This window comes from Nocardia sp. PLKS1-43 (assembly GCF_059510335.1).
This window is the reverse complement of record NZ_JCAJZQ010000007.1, coordinates 111,047-129,569: the sequence shown is the minus strand read 5'-3', so window position 1 is coordinate 129,569 and position 18,523 is coordinate 111,047. Positions and strand designations below refer to the sequence as shown.

The 18,523-nt window shown below is 67.0% G+C and carries 19 protein-coding genes; 8 read left to right on the top strand and 11 right to left on the bottom strand.

Annotation, left to right across the window (positions count from 1 at the left end; genetic code table 11):
* Positions 1–9: 9 nt before the first annotated feature.
* Entirely contained in the window at positions 10–408 is a 399-nt protein-coding gene (locus AC5WS7_RS24665; RefSeq protein WP_495957183.1) for an ATP-binding protein, read from the bottom strand.
* A gap of 410 nt (positions 409–818) precedes the next feature.
* Positions 819–1,721 (bottom strand): LLM class F420-dependent oxidoreductase, encoded by a 903-nt coding sequence (locus AC5WS7_RS24660; RefSeq protein WP_495956933.1) that lies wholly within the window; start codon positions 1,719–1,721, stop codon positions 819–821.
* Between the two features lie 85 nt (positions 1,722–1,806).
* On the opposite strand from AC5WS7_RS24660, the gene AC5WS7_RS24655 reads away from it, so the two are divergent.
* On the top strand, positions 1,807–2,259 hold the full coding sequence (locus AC5WS7_RS24655) for a MarR family winged helix-turn-helix transcriptional regulator (protein WP_495956932.1): 453 nt from the start codon (positions 1,807–1,809) through the stop codon (positions 2,257–2,259).
* A 12-nt stretch (positions 2,260–2,271) separates the two neighbouring features.
* Here the strand turns inward: AC5WS7_RS24655 and AC5WS7_RS24650 are convergent, their stop codons facing one another.
* The 3 genes from AC5WS7_RS24650 to AC5WS7_RS24640 form a co-directional block, all read right to left on the bottom strand.
* Entirely contained in the window at positions 2,272–2,706 is a 435-nt protein-coding gene (locus AC5WS7_RS24650; RefSeq protein WP_495956931.1) for a molybdenum cofactor biosynthesis protein MoaE, read from the bottom strand.
* On the bottom strand, positions 2,699–3,799 hold the full coding sequence (gene moaCB / locus AC5WS7_RS24645; RefSeq protein WP_495957182.1) for a bifunctional molybdenum cofactor biosynthesis protein MoaC/MoaB: 1,101 nt from the start codon (positions 3,797–3,799) through the stop codon (positions 2,699–2,701). Before moaCB ends, AC5WS7_RS24650 begins: the two co-directional genes overlap by 8 nt.
* 121 nt (positions 3,800–3,920) lie before the next feature.
* Complete coding sequence (locus tag AC5WS7_RS24640; protein ID WP_495956930.1) at positions 3,921–5,162, bottom strand: molybdopterin molybdotransferase MoeA; 1,242 nt, start codon at positions 5,160–5,162, stop codon at positions 3,921–3,923.
* A gap of 87 nt (positions 5,163–5,249) precedes the next feature.
* Between AC5WS7_RS24640 and moaA the strand changes: the two genes are divergently transcribed.
* Both moaA and AC5WS7_RS24630 read left to right on the top strand, forming a co-directional pair.
* The gene (gene moaA, locus AC5WS7_RS24635; RefSeq protein WP_495956929.1) at positions 5,250–6,308 is read left to right on the top strand and encodes a GTP 3',8-cyclase MoaA; all 1,059 of its coding nucleotides are present in this window, start codon (positions 5,250–5,252) and stop codon (positions 6,306–6,308) included.
* Entirely contained in the window at positions 6,301–6,543 is a 243-nt protein-coding gene (locus tag AC5WS7_RS24630) for a MoaD/ThiS family protein (RefSeq protein ID WP_495956928.1), read from the top strand. Before moaA ends, AC5WS7_RS24630 begins: the two co-directional genes overlap by 8 nt.
* Before the next feature lie 4 nt (positions 6,544–6,547).
* On the opposite strand, the gene AC5WS7_RS24625 is transcribed toward AC5WS7_RS24630, so the two are convergent.
* Both AC5WS7_RS24625 and AC5WS7_RS24620 read right to left on the bottom strand, forming a co-directional pair.
* The gene (locus AC5WS7_RS24625; RefSeq protein ID WP_495956927.1) at positions 6,548–7,120 is read right to left on the bottom strand and encodes a Uma2 family endonuclease; all 573 of its coding nucleotides are present in this window, start codon (positions 7,118–7,120) and stop codon (positions 6,548–6,550) included.
* Positions 7,121–7,231: 111 nt separating this feature from the next.
* Entirely contained in the window at positions 7,232–7,831 is a 600-nt protein-coding gene (locus tag AC5WS7_RS24620) for a TetR/AcrR family transcriptional regulator (protein WP_495956926.1), read from the bottom strand.
* 97 nt (positions 7,832–7,928) lie between these two features.
* Here AC5WS7_RS24620 and AC5WS7_RS24615 point away from each other — a divergent pair, with 97 nt between their 5' ends.
* Positions 7,929–9,092 carry an epoxide hydrolase family protein gene (locus tag AC5WS7_RS24615; RefSeq protein WP_495956925.1) on the top strand — a complete coding sequence of 388 codons (1,164 nt, stop codon included), beginning with the start codon at positions 7,929–7,931 and terminating at the stop codon, positions 9,090–9,092.
* Positions 9,093–9,408: 316 nt separating this feature from the next.
* On the opposite strand, the gene nadE is transcribed toward AC5WS7_RS24615, so the two are convergent.
* Entirely contained in the window at positions 9,409–10,257 is an 849-nt protein-coding gene (nadE, locus tag AC5WS7_RS24610) for an NAD(+) synthase (RefSeq protein WP_495956924.1), read from the bottom strand.
* A 5-nt stretch (positions 10,258–10,262) separates the two neighbouring features.
* A complete protein-coding gene (locus tag AC5WS7_RS24605) occupies positions 10,263–10,874 on the bottom strand; it encodes a TetR/AcrR family transcriptional regulator (RefSeq protein WP_495957181.1) in 612 nt (203 codons plus the stop codon).
* 193 nt (positions 10,875–11,067) lie between these two features.
* Between AC5WS7_RS24605 and AC5WS7_RS24600 the strand changes: the two genes are divergently transcribed.
* From AC5WS7_RS24600 to nrdE, 4 genes are all read left to right on the top strand, one after another.
* On the top strand, positions 11,068–11,634 hold the full coding sequence (locus AC5WS7_RS24600) for an NAD(P)H-dependent oxidoreductase (protein ID WP_495956923.1): 567 nt from the start codon (positions 11,068–11,070) through the stop codon (positions 11,632–11,634).
* A 465-nt stretch (positions 11,635–12,099) separates the two neighbouring features.
* A complete protein-coding gene (locus AC5WS7_RS24595; RefSeq protein WP_495956922.1) occupies positions 12,100–12,333 on the top strand; it encodes a redoxin NrdH in 234 nt (77 codons plus the stop codon).
* Between the two features lie 53 nt (positions 12,334–12,386).
* A complete protein-coding gene (gene nrdI / locus AC5WS7_RS24590; protein WP_495956921.1) occupies positions 12,387–12,884 on the top strand; it encodes a class Ib ribonucleoside-diphosphate reductase assembly flavoprotein NrdI in 498 nt (165 codons plus the stop codon).
* Between the two features lie 62 nt (positions 12,885–12,946).
* A complete protein-coding gene (gene nrdE / locus AC5WS7_RS24585) occupies positions 12,947–15,028 on the top strand; it encodes a class 1b ribonucleoside-diphosphate reductase subunit alpha (RefSeq protein WP_495957180.1) in 2,082 nt (693 codons plus the stop codon).
* A gap of 60 nt (positions 15,029–15,088) precedes the next feature.
* Here nrdE and AC5WS7_RS24580 read toward each other — a convergent pair whose 3' ends face one another.
* Entirely contained in the window at positions 15,089–17,926 is a 2,838-nt protein-coding gene (locus AC5WS7_RS24580) for a M48 family metalloprotease (RefSeq protein ID WP_495957179.1), read from the bottom strand.
* The gene (locus tag AC5WS7_RS24575; protein ID WP_495956920.1) at positions 17,926–18,387 is read right to left on the bottom strand and encodes a hypothetical protein; all 462 of its coding nucleotides are present in this window, start codon (positions 18,385–18,387) and stop codon (positions 17,926–17,928) included. Before AC5WS7_RS24575 ends, AC5WS7_RS24580 begins: the two co-directional genes overlap by 1 nt.
* Positions 18,388–18,523 lie beyond the last annotated feature (136 nt).

Here is an 18,523-nt window from a genome sequence, read left to right as displayed (position 1 = left end):
CGGGCGACCTCACCGCCGCGCGCGTACCGGAATCCACTTCCACATCTCCACCAGCGTCCCCTGCCCGACCTCGGACTCCAGGGTGAGCCCGTCCATCAGCCGGCGCGCGCCGGGCAGGCCCAGGCCGAGCCGGCGTCCCGAACCGCCCGCGTGCTCCAGCGCCGCGACCGTGTCCGGGATGCCTGGGCCCTGATCCTGTGCGTGCACCACCAGCGCACGGCGACCCTGTACGTCGGCGATGGTGAGGCGGATCTCGCCGTGCCCGGCATAGCTGGTGATGTTGCGGGCCACCTCGGAGATGGCGGTGGAGATCATGGTGACATCGGTGGGGGAGAAGCCCAGCCCGATGGCGCAGTCCCGCCCGGCCTGGCGCGCGGTGGCGATATCGGCCGCGGCGGCGATGGGAATCGTGAGCGTGCCGCTCGGCCCCGGGAATAGGACGAATCGGGACGCTGCGGCAGAGGAACGCGCGGCGATGGGCACGGATGCCCTTCCTGGAGGCGCGGACTCCCACCAGTGCACGCTGCGCCCCTTTCTCGATCCACCCGCGCGGCCGGGCGATCCGATCCTGTCCCGGACCCGCCACCTGCGGGTGGGAACGCACATGCCCCTGGATCCACCGATGGCGAATCATTGAATCCACCCGACCGGGGCACTCGACAGTAACCGTTGTCGACCGGGCCGGACAGGAATACCGCATATGCGCCGAAGTCCGACACACCAATTCTGCCCCTTCGGCGTGCGGAGCTCAATGTGGTCCCCGTGCGGACTCCGTGATGCCCCCTCTCGGTGACCGCGTCGAGATCATCGGAACGGCCTCACATCGCGTGCACCTCGGGCAGTACCGCGGCGACCCCGGCCAGCCGTTTCTCGTCCCACGGCCCCTGCGGGGCGAGCAGTACGTGGTCGATGCCCAGGGCGGCCAGCTCGCGCATGTGCTCGACGAAGTGCTTCTCGTCACTCGGGTCCAGATGGGTGCCGATGGTCTTCTCGATCTCGTCGAAGTCGCGCCCGGCCTCGTCGCAGTGCGCGCGCAGCACGTCGAGTTTGTGGGTGATGTCGTCGGCATAGCCCGCACTGGGCATATCGAACAGGCTGCAGGCGTCGCCGTACCGGGCGACCAGTCGCAGCGTCTTGCGTTCGCCGCTGCCCGCGATCAGGATCGGCGGGCGCGGGCGCTGTACCGAATTCGGCGAGTTGAGCGGCCGAGCCAGCTCGTAATGCTTTCCGCGGAAGGGTGTTTCGTCACCGTCCCACATCCGGTGTGCGATCTGCAGCGTCTCCTCGAGCATCTCGAACCGCTGTCCCAGCGAGGGGAACGGGATGCCCAGTCCGTCGGTCTCGAAGATCCGGTCGAGGGTCCGGGGGTCCACCGCGGCTCCGGCGCCGATGCCGAAATACGTTCTGCCGCCGCTGAGTACGTCGAGCGTGGTGAGCGATTTGATCAGCACGCCGGGGTGGCGGTAGGCGACGGAGGTGACCAGGGTGCCGAGCTTGATGCGGTGCGTGATTCCGGCCAGGAAGCCCAGTGCCGCATACGCTTCCAGCATGGGGGACTCGGGCGGCTGCCCGGACAGGCCGATCTGGAAGAAGTGGTCCATCACCCACAGGCTGTCGAATCCGGCCTCGTCGGCCTGCTGGGCCAGGTCGGTCACGGTGGGCCCGAGGCGGCCGGCGGTGACGGGCCAGGAGAAGTCGGTGATGCCGATGCCAAGTTTCATCGCGGTCCTTCGATAGAGTCGTTAGCCGGACAACGACAATATCGTGAGTCGGCTAACGAACTCAATACCCTACGCTGAACGCATCATGACCACCGCCGACGCCGAAGATTTCCTCACCGTGTACTGGTCCGCCAAACGCGCGGTGACGATGGCCGCGATGTCCGCGTACGCGCGGCACGGCGTCTACGAGGGGCAGCAGTTCATCCTGCGCAGCCTGTGGTCGCAGGACGGGCTGACGCCGGGGGAGGTGGCCAAACGGCTGGGTCTGTCCACCCCGACGATCACCCGGGCGACCACCCGGATGGAGGCCGCCGGCCTGCTGCGCCGCGAACCGCATCCCACCGACCGGCGGCTGGTCCGGTTGTATCTGACCGAGCGCGGCCGTGACCTCGAGGCCACCATCGAGGACGAGATGGCCCGTCTCACCGATCGCGCGCTGGACGGATTCGACGATGCCGAACGCGCGGCCGTGGTGCGGGCGCTGGACCGGATCCGGCGCAACCTCGGCCCGGAGGCCGCCGAATCAGCGGAGGGCTGAGGCGAATTCCGCTCAGCCGCAGGCGTTGACCCATTCGGACAGGCCGTCGGCGAACAGCTGGCGTTTCCAGATCGGCACCTCGTGCTTGATCCGGTCCACCAGGTCGGCGCAGGTGCTGAACGCCTCGGCGCGATGGGCCGCGGCGACCGCGACGACGATGGCCGCGTCACCGATGTCCAGGGCGCCGATGCGGTGCGCCGCGGCGACCGGCAGCCCGGTCGAGGCCGTGACTTCGGCGCAGATCCGGTGCAGGAATTTCGCCGCGTCCGGATGCGCGGAGTACTCCAGCGACGAAACCGACTGTCCGCCATCGTGATTGCGGACCTTTCCGGTGAACACCACGACCGCGCCGTATTCGGGCCCGGTCACGGCCGCCTCCACCGTGTCGGGCGAGAGCGGTCGATCGCTGATCGTGGCGAGGCGAACGTCGGGTCGCGGATCAGTCATGGCTGCCTCCTCCGGCGACCTGGGCCAGCAAGTGGTCCAGCAGCGGCTCCAGCACGCTGATGCCGTCGCGTACTCCGCCCGGCGATCCGGGCAGGTTGATCACCACCGTGCGGCCGGCCAGCCCGGCGATGCCGCGGCTCAACGCGGCCAGCGGGAAGCTCGCGGCTCCCTTCAGGCGGATCTGCTCGGCCACCCCGGGCAGTTCGCGATCCAGCACGGCGAGCGTCGCCTCGGGGGTGGCGTCGGTCGGCGAGGCTCCCGTTCCGCCGGTGGTGATCACCAGACCCGGCCCGCCGGACAGCGCGTCCGCCAGACCGGCCGCGATGTCGGCGTCCGCGTACACCAGCGGACCGCGCACCGAGAACCCCAGTCCGGCAAGCCAATCCCGCAGCACCGGGCCGGTCTTGTCGACCCGGGCGCCGGTCGCCGCGCCGGTCGAGGCCACCACGACGACCGCCGTGCGAGATCCGGTGGGCTCGGCCGCCTTCCCGGTTCCGGACGCCGCCTGTCCGTGCGACGTTGCGTGCGTGCTCGTTTCGTGCGCGGCCCGGGTGGGTGCGATCACGACGTCCGGCCGAGTCGCCGAATCCGCCGAGCCGGACACCGGATGAGCCGAATGCGTCGTCGCGTCCGGCGGGGTAGGCGTGCGCGCTTGGGCCGGACCATCCGGGCGTTCCCAATGTCCGCGCTTGCCACCGTCTTTGGTGAGCAGCCGGACATTGTTCAGAACGGCGGCGGGGTCGACGGCCTTGACCATGTCGTGCAGGGTCAGACCGGCGACGGCGACCGCGGTGAGGGCTTCCATCTCGACTCCGGTCGGGCCGGTCGTCTTGGCGGTCGCCTCGATGGTGATGGTGTCGGCGGTGAATCCGAAGCGCACGTCGACCTTGGTCAGGGCCAGCTGATGACACAGCGGGATGAGTTCGGAGGTCTTCTTGGCGCCGGAGATTCCGGCCAGCCGTGCCGTGGACAGCACATCGGCCTTGGGCATGTCGTCGGCGCGCACCAGCCCGATCACCTCGGCGGTGGTGCGCAGCTCACCGGCGGCGACGGCGACGCGGGCGGTATCGGCCTTGGCGCTCACGTCGACCATGCGCGCGCGGCCCTCCGAATCGACGTGCGAGAGTTCGTGTTCGCTCACGCCTCCACCTCGCTGGCCCTCGGCTCCGTCGTACGCGAAGCGCGCTGTGTCCACGGTTCACTCGCAAGCTCGCTCACAGTTCCCGGACCTTCACGATCGAGCCCGCGGCCAGTTCGGTGACCTCGGGGGCGATATCGATCAACACGTCGGCATGGGCCATCGCGGCGACCAGATGTGAGCCGGGTCCCGAGGCCAGCCGGACACCGTCGCCGTCCAGGCGGCCGCGCAGGAACTGCCGCCGGCCCGCGGGCGAGCGCACCGGGTCCAGCAGTGCCACATCGTGTGCCGGCACCGGCGGCAGGCCCGCGAGCGCGCGCAGAATCGGCCGCGCGAACACCTCGAAGGACACCATCGTGCTGACCGGATTGCCCGGAAAGCTCAGCACCGGAACGCCGTCGAAGACCGAAAGCCCCTGCGGTCCACCGGGTTGCACCGCGACCGAGCCGAATTCCCCGCCGCGCGTGGACAATACGTCCTTGACAACCTCGAAATCGCCCTTGGACACCCCACCGGAGGTGAACACCACGTCCGCGCGAGCGGTTCCGGCCGAGAGACGGCCGGCGAACTCGGCCGGGTCGTCGCGGCTGTGCTCGACCGAGACGACCTCGGCGCCGTTCGCGCTGAGCGCCGCGGCGAGCGCGATGCCGTTGGAGTTGTAGATCTGCCCGGGCCGCAACGTAACTCCCGCGGGCATCAGCTCGTCGCCGGTGGTCAGTACCGCGGCGCGCACGCGGCGGAACACCGGCAGCCTCGGCAGGCCGACCGCCGCGAGGGCGGCGATGTGCCGGGGCCCGAGCGCCGTTCCCGCCGACACCAGCAGTTCCCCGGAACGCACGTCGACACCCGGTTCGCGGACGAAATCCCCGGCCTTGCGGCCGCGTTCGATCGTCACCGTGTGACCGTCGGTGCGAGTGTCCTCGACCGGCACCACACAGTCCGCGCCGGCGGGGATCGGCGCGCCCGTCATCACCTTCATCGCGGCACCGGGCGGCAGCGGCGCTTCCCCGGACTGCCCGGCGGCGACCACACCGGCCAGCGGCAGGGTGACCGGTGTCACCGAAACCGACGCGGCCCGTACGGCGTAACCGTCCATCCCGGAATTGCGGAACACCGGCAGATCCAGCGGCGCGTGCACATCCCGGGCCGGCAGCCGTCCCAGCGCGTCGGCCATCGCGACGTCCTCGACGTCGCGAATCGCCAGCGGACGCAGCATTTCCTCGACTCGGCCGAGGTGTTCCTCGACCGACCGGGCCAGTCCGGTGGGCGGTCCGGCGCGCCCGCCGCCGCTGATCGAATCGCTGCGCGATAGTGCCATATAAAGCACTGTAGTAGCGGCCTCGTTCCGGACAGTTCGAACGTTCCTCCTGAGCCCCGGTGGCTTCGTGCGGCAATAATGGGTTGTGTGAGTGTGGTCGTCATGGGGATTCCCGCCGTCCGCCGCGGGCTGCCTCCGTCGGCGGGACGGCCCGATACTCCGCATCTCCTGGACAGATTCGGGCGCATCGCGCGTGATCTGCGGGTATCCATCACCGAAAAATGTTCGCTGCGCTGCACCTACTGCATGCCCGAGGAGGGGTTGCCCGCCATCCCGGGCGACGAACTGCTCTCGGCCGAGGAGATCGTGCGCGTGGTCACGCTCGCGGTGCGCCAACTCGGCGTGCGCGAGGTGCGTTTCACCGGCGGCGAACCGCTCATGCGCCGGGATCTGGAACAGATCCTCGCGGGCGTCCACGCGGCCGTGCCGCAGACGCCGCTGGCGATGACCACCAATGCCGTCGGGCTCGAACACCGGGCGGCCGCGTTGGCGCGGGCGGGCCTGGGCAGGGTGAACGTCTCGCTCGACACCGTCGACCGCGCCGCCTTCGCCCGTCTGACCCGCCGTGACCGGCTCCCCTCGGTGCTGGCCGGAATTCGCGCCGCCCACCGCGCGGGCCTGGCCCCGGTCAAGGTCAACGCGGTGCTGATGCGTGAAACCCTCTCCGGCGCAACGGATCTGCTGCAATGGTGTCTGACCGAGGGCGGTGCGCTGCGGTTCATCGAGGAGATGCCGCTGGACGCCGATCACGAATGGGCACGCGCGAATATGGTGACCGCCGCCGAACTGCTCGAGGTTCTGGGCGAACGGTTCACCCTGACCGCGGCCGGGCGCGAGGATCCGGCCGCGCCCGCCGAGACCTGGCTGGTCGACGGCGGCCCGGCGACCGTCGGCATCATCGCCTCGGTGACCAGGACGTTCTGCTCGGACTGCGATCGCACCCGGCTCACCGCCGACGGCAAGATCCGCTCCTGCCTGTTCAGCGACGAGGAATACGATCTACGAGCGCCGCTGCGCGAGGGCGCGACCGATGCCGAACTGGCCGAGCTGTGGCGCGGCGCGATGTGGAACAAATGGGCCGGACACGGTATCGACGCCGCCGATTTCGTGCCGCCGGAACGGACGATGGGAGCGATCGGTGGTTGAGGTCCGATATTTCGCCGCGATCGCGGACGCGGTCGGCAAATCGAGCGAACACCTCGACCTCCCCGCCGAGGCCACCGTCTCCGACCTGCGCAACACCCTCTCGCACACCTACGGCCCCGCCCTCGACCCCATGCTGAAGGTCTGCGCCTTCCTGATCGGCGACGAACTCACCCGCGACGCCACCACCCGCCTCACACCCCGGGTGGACGTGCTGCCCCCGTTCGCGGGGGGCTAGGACCTCACCGGCCGTAACGCGGCAGCTCGTCCGTCTCCACGGTGAAGCCGAACGGCTCCGGCAACGGGATAGGATCCCCGTAGTTGCCGTCGAGGCGACCGTGATAGTCCCCACCCCGCGGGTGGGTGTACAGCTCCCATCGACCCGAACCGGGATCCAGGACCAGCAGGGTGCGAACGCCTGCGACGCTGTACCAGCCGTTCTTACGGATGATCTGTTGCGGCTTCTCACTCCGGGAGGTGACTTCGACCGCGAGTTCCACTTCTTGCGGGTCGATCAGCCAGTCGTCATCATTGCTCCAGCTTTCGGGCAGAACGACCAGGTCCGGAGTGCAGTAGTCGTCTTCGTCGCCCGGCATCGCGATCGACGACATCTCGTAGGGAGCAAGACCGGCGGGCAGCCGTGGTTCGATTCGGCGGCGGATCAGCAGCACCGTGCCCGCGTGCTTACCGCGCGGTGTCGGTGACATCACCAGATTTCCCCCCAGAATTTCGACGCGCAGGCCCGTACTCTGCTCGATCTCTTCGGCGACAACGCGGAGGTTGCCCGGACGTGGACGAGTTGCAGCGGAATTCACCGACGATCACCTCTTTGCCGACGACTTGTGCTCACCATAGCTCACGGCGTCGTCCCCTCGCCCGTGCCACAATTCGTGCGCTGACTTCGGTTTGTGGTCGAGTGCTGCGAGTCAGGGCTGGTCGTCCATGAGAGCGATGGCGCGGGTCTCGGGAACGCCCAGCAGCAGCAGGCTCGTGATCGCCGCGGCTCGGGCGCCGAGGGGTCGGTTCGACAGGTCGCTGTCCGCGATGGCGAACACGACGCCGTAGGCAATCTGGCTCGCAATGCCCGCCGGCAGGTGGTGTGCGAACACGCCGGTGTCCTGGCCCTGTTTGACGAGGTCGGCGAGGAGGTTATCGACCGGTCCGAGCAGGCCGTGGATCGCCTCGCCGTATTCGCCGCGGCGCAGCGCCAACAACACCCGGTACCGGTGCGTCACCGGCCAGACGCGGGCGATGAATTCGACCCACGTCGCGTCCGGTTCCGCGTGGGAGGCGCCGAGTTCGGTGAGCACGGCCGTCATCTCGGTGACGGCTCGTTCGGTGAGTGTCCGAATCAGGTCGAGGCGCGAGGGGAAATGGCCGTAGACCGTGCGACGAACGACGCCGGCGGCGGAGGCGATGTCGCCCATTCCGGCGTCGGGGTTCTCTCCCAGCACATCGAGGGCGACGTCGAGGATGCGATCGCGCGTCTCGTTCATCGAGCGCACACGGGAGGACTCGGCGGGCACGGCACCATTGTTGCACACTGGTGTGCAACAAAGTAGATTGCACACTGGTGTGCAATGAAGAGTTGCACTGCGCTTCCAAGCTCAGGAGAAGAAGGCAATGACCGCACCGACACCGCCGGCCTCGACCCTCGTCCGCCCGTTCACCGTCTCGATCCCGGATTCGGAGATCGAGGACGTGAAGCGGCGGCTGGCCAGAACTCGATGGCCGGATCCGGAAACGGTGAGCGACTGGTCGCAAGGGGTTCGCGTGGAGAACGCCAGATCTCTGGTCGACTACTGGGAACACGGCTACGACTGGCGACGCCTCGAGTCCGAGCTCAATCGCTTCCCCCAATTCCTGACCGAGATCGATGGGCTGGATATCCACTTCATCCACGTCAGGTCCGAGAATCCCGACGCGATGCCGCTGTTGCTCACGCACGGGTGGCCGGGCTCGATCCTCGAGTTCGGGAAGCTGATCGGCCCGCTGACCGATCCGGTGTCGTTCGGCGCGGACGCCGCCGATTCATTCGACGTCGTCATCCCGTCGCTCCCCGGGTTCGGGTTCTCCCAGAAGCCCACCGAGACCGGATGGACCGTCTCGCGCATCGCCGGCGCGTGGGCGGAGCTGATGAAGCGTCTCGGCTACCCGAGATGGGTTGCGCAGGGCGGTGATTGGGGTGCGGTCGTCACCACCACTCTCGGGGCTATGCAACCCGAGGGGCTTGCCGGAATTCATCTGAACACCCAATACGCCTTTCCCGCGCGGATACCCGACACCCTGTCGCCCGAACAGCGCTACGCCGTGCAGACCCTCGCCCGCTACACCGGCGAACTCGGTGGGTCGAACCACCTGCAAGGCACGAAGCCGGAGACGGTCGGATTCGCCCTGGCCGACTCGCCCGCCGGTCAGGCAGCCTGGATCTACGAGAAGTTCCAGTCCAAGACCGACAACCAGGGGCTCGCCGAGGACGCCCTCGGCATCGACGACATGCTCGACGCGATATCGCTCTACTGGTTCACCAACAGCGCCGCGTCGTCCGGGCGCATCTACTGGGAAAACCGAACAGCCACCTTCGCCGGTCCGAAGCTGACGCTTCCGGTCGCGGTGACCGTCTTCCCGAAGGACATCCCCCGCCTGCCCCGAAGCTGGATCGAAGACACCTACAGCAACCTGATCCACTACGGCGAGGCCGACAAGGGCGGGCACTTCGCGGCCCTGGAACAGCCCGAGATTCTGGTCGGCGAAATCCGCGCCGGCCTGCGCACTCTTCGTTCCTGACGTAGGCGCGCGAGTTCAGGAGCCGCCGCCCGCAGCCCGCACCGCCCGGCCACCTGGGCCGGCACGGCCCGATCCTCGACTGGCTCGACGCGCTCGGCTACCCGCGCCCCGCCGAGGAGAGCGTGTGGTCGACTCTGGACAGTCTTCACCGAGGCCACGGCGCGAGAGATCGGGCGACTGCTGCATCAGCTCTCAACCGCGCGACGCGAACATGCTTGTCGCGCAACCGATTCCAAGGAGCCTGTGGCATCTGTTGCCGTCTCTCGGCGCTTCCGGGCAACCGATGAACCGCGCGTCGAGAAACTGTGTGTTCGACTCACTTCCACCAGGTGTCGAAGGGCGTGGCGGGGACGGTGCGCTTGTGGCGGGTGTTGCGGAAGATCGATTCCAGGCGGTCGGATACCTCGGGACTCACCTCGCGGCCTTCGAGGTAGTCGTCGATGTCGGCGTATTTCACGCCGAGGGCCACCTCGTCGGGGAGGGCGGGGCGGTCGTCCTCGAGATCGGCGGTGGGGACCTTCTCCCAGACGCTCGGGGGCGCGCCGAGATCCTGGAGCAGGGCCGCGCCCTGACGTTTGGTAAGGCCGGTCAACGGCGTCAGGTCGACGCCGCCGTCGCCGTACTTGGTGAAGAATCCGGTCAGCGCCTCGGCCGCGTGGTCGGTACCGACGACCAGCATGTTCAGCTGGCCGGCGATGCCGTACTGGATGACCATCCGCTCGCGGGCCTTGATGTTGCCGCGCACGAAATCGCGCAGGCGAGGCTCGTGGCCTTCGCTCGCAGGCAGGTCGCTCAGACCGTGTGCGACCTCGGCGGCGACCGCGTCCGCGCCGGGTTTCACATTCACCTCGATCGAGCGATCGGGCTGGATGAAGCGCAACGCGACCTGCGCGTCATGTTCGTCGGCCTGGACGCCGTAGGGCAGGCGCACCGCCACGAAGGTGGCCTCGTGATCCTCCTCGCGCAGTTCCTGGACCGCCAGCTGGCACAGCCGACCGGCCAGCGTGGAGTCCTGGCCGCCGCTGATGCCGAGCACGAAACCCGTTGCGGGCGTTGAGCGCAGATAGTCCTTGAGGAAATCGACGCGCCTGCGCACCTCGACCTTCGGCTCGATGACCGGCTGAACACCCAATTCGGCGATGATGGCCTGACGAAGAGTACCCACGCCCGTCACTGTACCGAGGCATCGGCGAGCACCCAGCGGACCAGGCGTTCCCAATTGTCGGCGACCTGTTCGGTGCTGTATCCGAGCACCCGGATCTGGTGCAGGACCAGCGCGGCGTCCAGGGCCGCGAGCAGGCTGTCGGCCAGCAGTGCGATGTCCCCGGCCGCGCCGGCCTCCCGGAGTAACAGTGCGACATGGGATTTCGTGACGTTGTACGGCGGACTGGAATACCGGCTCGAATCGTCCGCGGCACGGCGCATCTCGCCCTCGACCTCGATGCCGGCCAGTCGTGCCCGGCCGAAGGCGATCAGTCGCTGCGCGGGCGGTGCCCCCGGACCCAGCGGTGGCGGCCCGAACATGTACGCGGCCTGGAATTTTCGCTCGGACTGATCGAGCAGGGCCAGCATCAGGCCCGAGCGGGAACCGAAACGGCGGAAGACGGTACCCTTGCCAACGCCCGCGCGTCGAGCTACCGCGTCCATCGTGACGTCGTCCGCGCCGAATTCCCGCACCAGCTGTTCGGCGGCGTCCAGCAGAAGTTGCCGGTTGCGGGCCGCGTCGCTGCGCTCGGCCGCGGTGGCGGTCACGGGCAGCAGAGCCAGTGCTTCGGGAGGCATCTCCAAGGCGACGGCCTCGATCGGCAGCCCCGTGGGACGATCGTCACCGGGTTCGCGTGCGCATGGATCGTCGGCGGCTGTGTCGTAGTTCACGGGGTGGCCCCCCTAGGGACGGAATGAAAGCGGACCGTGGTCCGGTTATTCTACCGTGACAGCGGTGGTGGTGACCGCCTCGGCAATTCAAGGAGTGATCATGTCCCAGACTCGTCTTCTCGCACTCGTCGGCAGCCTGCGCGCCGGATCCATCAACCGGCAACTCGCCGAGGCGGCCGCGCAGACCGCCCCGGAGGGTGTCGAGGTCGTCATCGCCTCCGGTCTCGACGACATCCCGTTCTACAACGAGGACCTCGACGTCCCCGGCAGCGTGCCCGCCGCCGCGACCGCCCTGCGCGAGGCCGTCGCCGCCGCCGACGGCCTGCTGGTCTTCGTTCCCGAGTACAACGGCTCGATCCCGGCCGTGCTCAAGAACGCCGTGGACTGGGCCTCGCGTCCCTACGGCGCCGGTTCCATCAAGGGCAAGCCCGCCGCCGTGGTGAGCGCCTCGATCAGCCAGAACGCCGCCAAGTGGTCGCACGGCGACACCGTCAAGGTGCTCGGCGTGGCGGGCGCCTCGGTGGTGGAGAGCGCGCATCTGCACTTCGGCGTCATCGGACAGCGTTTCGGCGAGGTGCACCCCCGCGACGACGCCGAGGCGCTGACCGAGCTCGCCGCCACCGTGCACGAGCTCGTCGAGGCCGTGAAGAACTCGGTCAACGCCTGATCGCGTGGCCCGCGAGGGCCGATGCCGAGGTCTGCGCACCGGGCCCGCCCTGTCGGATTCGACGGGGCGGGCCTTGTCTGTTCCGGGGTCGGTGAGCCGGGAGGGGCAACTGTTACCGGTGGGAACGATGTGTTAGCTGGGAAGAAGCTACGCGACGAAATCGTGATCTGTACCACAGCCGTGTCGAGTTGCGAATCGACTGTCCAGGTACTTACGCCGACCGAATTTCACCTTTGTGACTCGCAACATCTCGTGTTGTAGGATTCTGTCGGCCACTAGGTGTAGTGTCTTGGGAGCTGGAAGACGGTACGGCCGCAGGGTCGTCCGGGGTCGTCTGACCTGGGGGGCTGAGCCCACTTCCAGGGGTTTGCGCACGTGAGGCGAATCGCACTCGGCCCACGCATTGCATACGGATTCAAGGCTCAGGTTCAGGTTCGGTTCCAAGGCCCGATGAGAGAGGGACATATGACCATCACCGTCTACACCAAGCCCGCATGCGTCCAGTGCAACGCCACCTACCGCGCCCTCGACAAGGTCGGTATCGAATACGAGGTCGTCGACATCTCGGAGAACCCGGAGGCCCGCGACTACGTGATGGCACTGGGTTATCTGCAGGCTCCGGTCGTCGTGGCCGGTGACGATCACTGGTCCGGATTCCGTCCGGATCGGATCAAGTCCCTGGCGGTCGCCGCGGCCTGACCCGCCGGTCGCCGGTTTCCGGCGAGGGAGGTAGCAGGAAGGGAGTGCTCCAGATGGCCGAAACGCCTGATTCCCGCAAGCGTGGGGAAGCGCCCCGCGGGAACGCACCCCTGGTCTACTTCTCGAGTGCGTCGGAGAATACGCACCGCTTCGTCGAACGGCTGGGCCTGCCCGCCGTTCGCATTCCGCTCCACACTGCCGATTCGCTTCGCGTCGACGAGCCCTACGTGCTGATCTGCCCCACCTATGGGGGAGGCCGGCACGTGCTGGGCGGCAACAGATCCGAGAAGGACTTCGTGCCCCGTCAGGTGGCCGGGTTTCTGAACGATCCGCACAACCGTGCGCTGTTGCGCGGCGTCATCGCGGCCGGCAACACGAACTTCGGCGATACGTACTGCTATGCGGGAGAAGTGATCTCGCGCAAATGCGGCGTTCCGTACCTGTATCGCTTCGAACTCATGGGAACTGCCGAGGACGTCGAACGCGTCCGAGAGGGATTGGGATTGTTTTGGCAACGACAACAGCACCTGCCGGTAAGTCGGCTCGCCTAGAGCGTCCGGTCGCCGCGGATACCGCATCCACCGAGGGCCTGGACTACCACGCTCTCAACGCGATGCTGAATCTCTACGGTCCGAACGGGGAGATCCAGTTCGACAAGGATCGCGAGGCCGCGCACCAGTACTTCCTGCAGCATGTCAACCAGAACACCGTCTTCTTCCACAACCTCGACGAGAAGCTCGACTACCTGGTCGAGGAGAACTACTACGAGTCCGAGGTGCTGGACAAGTACAGCCGGGCCTTCGTGAAGAAGCTCTTCCAGCAGGCCTACGCCAAGAAGTTCCGCTTCCCCACCTTCCTCGGCGCGTTCAAGTACTACACCTCCTACACCCTCAAGACCTTCGACGGAAAGCGCTACCTCGAACGTTTCGAGGACCGCGTCTGCATGGTCGCGCTCACCCTCGCCGACGGCGACGAGATCCTCGCGAAGCAACTGGTCGAGGAGATCATCGACGGCCGCTTCCAGCCGGCCACCCCGACCTTCCTGAACTCCGGCAAGAAACAGCGCGGTGAGCCGGTGAGCTGTTTCCTGCTTCGCATCGAGGACAACATGGAGTCCATCGGTCGCTCCATTAATTCCGCTTTGCAATTGTCCAAGCGCGGCGGTGGAGTTGCGTTGTTGCTCAGCAACATTCGCGAGCACGGCGCGCCGATCAAGAAGATCGAAAACCAGTCCTCGGGCGTCATCCCGATCATGAAGCTGCTGGAGGATTCGTTCTCCTACGCAAATCAGCTCGGGGCCCGGCAGGGTGCGGGGGCGGTGTATCTGCACGCGCACCACCCGGATATCTACCGGTTCCTGGACACCAAGCGGGAGAACGCGGACGAGAAGATCCGCATCAAGACGCTCTCGCTGGGCGTGGTGATTCCGGACATCACCTTCGAGCTGGCCAAGAAGAACGAGGACATGTACCTGTTCTCGCCGTACGACGTCGAGCGCATCTACGGTGTGCCGTTCGCCGATATCAACGTCACCGAGAAGTACCACGAAATGGTCGACGACAAGCGGATTCGCAAGTCGAAGATCAACGCCCGCGAGTTCTTCCAGACCATCGCCGAGCTGCAGTTCGAATCCGGCTATCCGTACATCATGTACGAGGACACGGTGAACCGGGCCAACCCGATCAAGGGCAAGATCACCCACTCGAATCTGTGCTCGGAGATCCTGCAGGTCTCCACGCCGTCGGTGTTCAACGACGATCTGTCCTATGCCACTGTGGGCAAGGATATTTCGTGCAACCTCGGCTCGCTCAACATCGCCAAGGCCATGGACTCACCGGATTTCGGGCAGACCATCGAGGTGGCCATCCGGGCGCTGACCGCGGTCTCGGACCAGACCCACATCTATTCGGTGCCCTCGATCGAACAGGGCAACAACTCCTCGCACGCGATCGGTCTGGGACAGATGAATCTGCACGGGTACCTGGCGCGTGAGCGGGTCCACTACGGATCCGAAGAGGGCGTGGACTTCACGAACATCTACTTCTACACTGTCGCCTACCACGCGGTGCGCGCCTCGAACAAGCTCGCCATCGAGCGCGGCGTCGCCTTCGGCGGCTTCCCGGAGTCCAAGTACGCCAGCGGTGAGTACTTCGACAAGTACACCGAGCAGGCGTGGGAGCCGAAAACCGAACGGGTGCGGCAGATCTTCGCCGAGGCCGGGGTGCACATCCCGACCCAGGAGGACTGGCGCGAGCTGAAGTCCTCGGTCATGGCGCACGGCATCTACAACCAGAACCTGCAGGCCGTCCCGCCGACCGGCTCGATCTCCTACATCAACCACTCCACCAGCTCGATCCACCCGGTGGCCTCGAAGATCGAGATCCGCAAGGAAGGCAAGATCGGCCGCGTCTACTACCCGGCCCCCTACCTGACCAACGACAATCTCGACTACTTCGCCGACGCCTACGACATCGGCTACGAGAAGATCATCGACACCTACGCCGCGGCCACCCAGCACGTCGACCAGGGCCTGTCCCTGACCCTGTTCTTCAAGGACAGCGCCACCACCCGCGACGTCAACAAGGCCCAGATCTACGCCTGGCGCAAGGGAATCAAGACGTTGTACTACATCCGCATCCGCCAAATGGCTTTGGAGGGGACCGAGGTGGAGGGTTGCGTCAGCTGCATGCTGTAGCGGATTCGCCGAGCGTTGCCCGAAGTTCGGGGATTCGCCGGAACCGGCGGCGGTAATGCCTCATGGTTTCGGGACCGTGATGATGGTTTCGATCCGTCGGAGCATTGCCTCGTCGGCGTCGAAAGCATCGCTGAAGTCTGCGAGGGCAGTGAGGAAGTGCTGCGCCGCCTCATCGGCCCGATGATCGGCCGGCGCTGTCAGCAGAGCCAAACCCGCCGCGCACTCCCGGCTTCCGCGATCCACGTCGTCGACCATCTTTTTCCACAGGGATTCGGCCGGTGGATCGGGATTCCGGAAATAGCGCCTGGCCGACGTGACGAGCCCGGTCAGATCGGTGCATTCCGGGCGAACGGTGATCAGCGCGTCGTCATTGCCGGACTCGAGCGCCGGGCCCGCGACATCGGCGAAATTCTGCATGTCCCGCTCCATCCGCGGGCCGATGTCGTCGCTGTACTCATCCCATGCGGCCACCTGGTTCGCCAGGACGTACGGGGAAGCGAGGGGTACGGCCAGCTGTTGTACCGCGCCGAAATCGACGGTCTCGTCCGAGCCGGAGGCAATGGTTCCCCGTACTGTCACCGCGACCGACACGCCGACTATCGCGAGGAACAGTGACGCGGTGGCCAGCCGCCGCCGGATCGGGATCGAGGGCGAGCGCGGGTGAATCGGGCGATGCTCCCGGATGCCCGGAATGCGGCGGATCGCCAGAACGAGCGCGGCGACGACCGCCGCTTCCACGACTCCGGCGACCAGCGCCACGGGCAGCCATTCGCGCAGTGGCACGGCGAGTCCGGACCGCACGTCGCAGAGAGTTCTAGTGGTCGCCAAGGGAGCGACGCACCCGTCCACGGTGATCAGCGCCGCGAGACCGGCCGTGCCGGCCCACACCCCGAGTTGCGTGGCGACCAGCGCCGCGAGCAGAGGCGCTCGCGAACTACGTGCCGTGGCAACGGCCGCACCGACCACGACACCCAGTGCGGTCGGTATCAGGAACCACGCCAGGTAGATCGCGATCGCCACCCCGAGGGACCGAGGGCCCGGCGGATCCACGGTGTGCATTGTCATCGCGAAGATTACCGCGGTACAGCACGACGTGGCCGTCCCCGCGGCCGCTGCCGCGAGAACGCCCCGCAACGACGGCAACGCCGGAACAGACGACGGCACGATCCGTTCGCTCGCCAGCAGGAAACGCGATTGCCACGCCGCACGGTCTCCGGAGACGGATGTGGTCCACAACAACAGCGGCGAGCCGGCGATCACGGCCACGGCTGCCATGACGAGAGGAGCATGCGCGACACTCTGGCCCAGGTACAGCAACGCGTTCAGCACGCGCAGCGGGAAACCGACCGGCAGTTGGACGAGCAGGCCGGTCAACTGCACGGAATCCGCGTCGAACATCCAGGTGGTGAGCATCCACGCGTTGTCGTCCCACCACCAGAGCACTGCGGACAGCACCACGAAGCCGGCGATGACGTTGATCCAGAACGGAATTCGCATCGACCGGCCCGCCCACGCCGTGACCCAGAGTTCCGCGCTCTGCGTGGTCCACAAGCCGTAGAAGATGCCGATCGGTATCGGCACCAGGAGAACCGCCGGGTGATTCGGGAGCCAGTCCGCGATGGTCGCCCGGTTCAGTACCAACTCGCCCAGGGAAAACCCGATCCCCAGGCATAGGCCCAACTTCAGTCCGGACCCGTGCGGTCGAGCGGTCACGGCGGCGAAAATCGTTGCGCGCCAGACCGCGAACCCGACGATGCCGGTGACCAGTGCGGCGGCGACACCCGAGGAAATCGGCACCATCATTGGCCGCATCGTGGACACGAGGGCCAAGCCGGACATCCGGCCGCTGATGAGTGACGCGGCCATCCCCGTCGCGACGATCGGGAGCCCGAACATTCCGAACAGGACGGACGGGTCGTCGAGTGCGCGCCGGCGTACCGTCCACCGCGGGTGGGTGACGAACAGCTCCTTGATGCTCGCGGCCATGCGGCGCAGCGGATTCGGCTTCGGACCGGGGTCGGGGATGACCCATCCGCGCGGGTCGGCGCCCCACCGCACCGCCGTGCGGTCGGCATACACTTCGCGGGCACGCAGTACATCCGCCCTGACCAGATAGACGAGGGCGACGATCACGCCCGTCATCGCCAGGTTGCGAACGCTGAACGGAATATCGCTGTGCCACCGGTACGGTCGCGTCAGCCACCAGATGGCCCACAGCAGATAGGGCAGCAGGGCTGTGACGAGATACGCGCGCCAGAGCGCGATCGTGGAGTACGTGAGGGTGACGTCACGGTTGTAGATATGCCCCAGCTCGTGTAGTACCACCGCGCGAAACCGCTGCGGCTCACTGGCGATATGGGCGAGAAGCCCGCCGTGCAGCCGGACCGTGGGACGTCGCGTCCGGCCCGTCACCACCGCGCCCGCCGATAAGGCCGAGGGATCGACCACGAATCGCACCGGCTGCGTGATCCCGGTGGCGGAGACCAGCTCTCGGAGCATGGGGGACAGATCCGCGTAGCCGGACAGTTTTTCGACGGTAATGTCGCGGCGCCCAGACCGCGTCCGGGTGAGTACCGCGGTGACGAGGATCGCGACCAGTAGCAGCGCGGCAACCGCGGTCAGGGGAATCCACCAGGGCTCGGTGCGGCCGAAACGGGTTTCGCAATCCGAGTACGCCGCGTGCTGCCGCCGCATCGCGTCGAATATCGCAATTGAGCCGTTGTTCGGATCGCCGCCCGCGGCCAGGAGGCAGCCCCAGCTGGTGAAGCGGCTGTCGACGAACTCCTCGGCCATGGACGCGGTCGTGACCACGATCAGTACGGCCAGCAGGATGAACCGTACCGCTGTCCCCGCCGCGATGGCCCGGTCGTCGAATCGCGGTGCGGCGGACGCCGACATCACTCGCTGATGGCCGGCGAGCCCGTGGGTGGCTCCTGCTCCGGAGCCGTCGCCAACCTCGCGACGACGCCATCCGAAATCTCCTGTGCGCGACCGGGTTCCAGTCCTCGCTCGGCTGCCAGCTCTTCGACCAGGCGACGTACCTCACCGAGTTGCTCTCGGGACAGTGCCGGAATGGTCGTGGGCGCTCGCCTGCTGCGCAAGACCTTGCGCGTCAAGCTCTTCAGTCCCTTGAAGGCCCCGTCGATCGCGTCACCCGCGATGCGATGTGCCAGTTCGTCGAGGGCCAGCCAGACCACGGGTGTCGCCAATGCCGTGAGCTCTTCGACGCCGAAGCCCAACGGCTCGTTGCGGCCGCCACCGCGTCGCAGGCGGTGAACGACACTGGCATCGCTGTGCAGCGCAAGCCCATCGACGATGAACAGCTCGTTGATCGCGACATCCGCGATCACGTCGCGCACAACATCGCGAACCACATACTCGACCATATGCAAGCCCCACCCGTCCGAATGGCGAATCGGCAACCAGGTTACCCCGCCGCCGTGTCGCATGTTCCTCGAACGACAGGAAACATGATCTCCCCGTTGAGGTTTGGGC

Coding starts and splice junctions, on each gene's coding strand:
- nrdE (WP_495957180.1), top strand. CDS start 12,947: ATGCTGAATCTCTACGGTCCGAACGGGGAGATCCAGTTCGACAAGGAT.
- AC5WS7_RS24600 (WP_495956923.1), top strand. CDS start 11,068: ATGTCCCAGACTCGTCTTCTCGCACTCGTCGGCAGCCTGCGCGCCGGA.
- nrdI (WP_495956921.1), top strand. CDS start 12,387: ATGGCCGAAACGCCTGATTCCCGCAAGCGTGGGGAAGCGCCCCGCGGG.
- AC5WS7_RS24660 (WP_495956933.1), bottom strand. CDS start 1,721: ATGAAACTTGGCATCGGCATCACCGACTTCTCCTGGCCCGTCACCGCC.
- AC5WS7_RS24640 (WP_495956930.1), bottom strand. CDS start 5,162: ATGGCACTATCGCGCAGCGATTCGATCAGCGGCGGCGGGCGCGCCGGA.
- AC5WS7_RS24655 (WP_495956932.1), top strand. CDS start 1,807: ATGACCACCGCCGACGCCGAAGATTTCCTCACCGTGTACTGGTCCGCC.
- moaCB (WP_495957182.1), bottom strand. CDS start 3,799: ATGGTCGACGTGAGCGCCAAGGCCGATACCGCCCGCGTCGCCGTCGCC.
- AC5WS7_RS24605 (WP_495957181.1), bottom strand. CDS start 10,874: ATGCCTCCCGAAGCACTGGCTCTGCTGCCCGTGACCGCCACCGCGGCC.
- AC5WS7_RS24580 (WP_495957179.1), bottom strand. CDS start 17,926: ATGTCGGCGTCCGCCGCACCGCGATTCGACGACCGGGCCATCGCGGCG.
- AC5WS7_RS24615 (WP_495956925.1), top strand. CDS start 7,929: ATGACCGCACCGACACCGCCGGCCTCGACCCTCGTCCGCCCGTTCACC.
- AC5WS7_RS24595 (WP_495956922.1), top strand. CDS start 12,100: ATGACCATCACCGTCTACACCAAGCCCGCATGCGTCCAGTGCAACGCC.
- AC5WS7_RS24650 (WP_495956931.1), bottom strand. CDS start 2,706: ATGACTGATCCGCGACCCGACGTTCGCCTCGCCACGATCAGCGATCGA.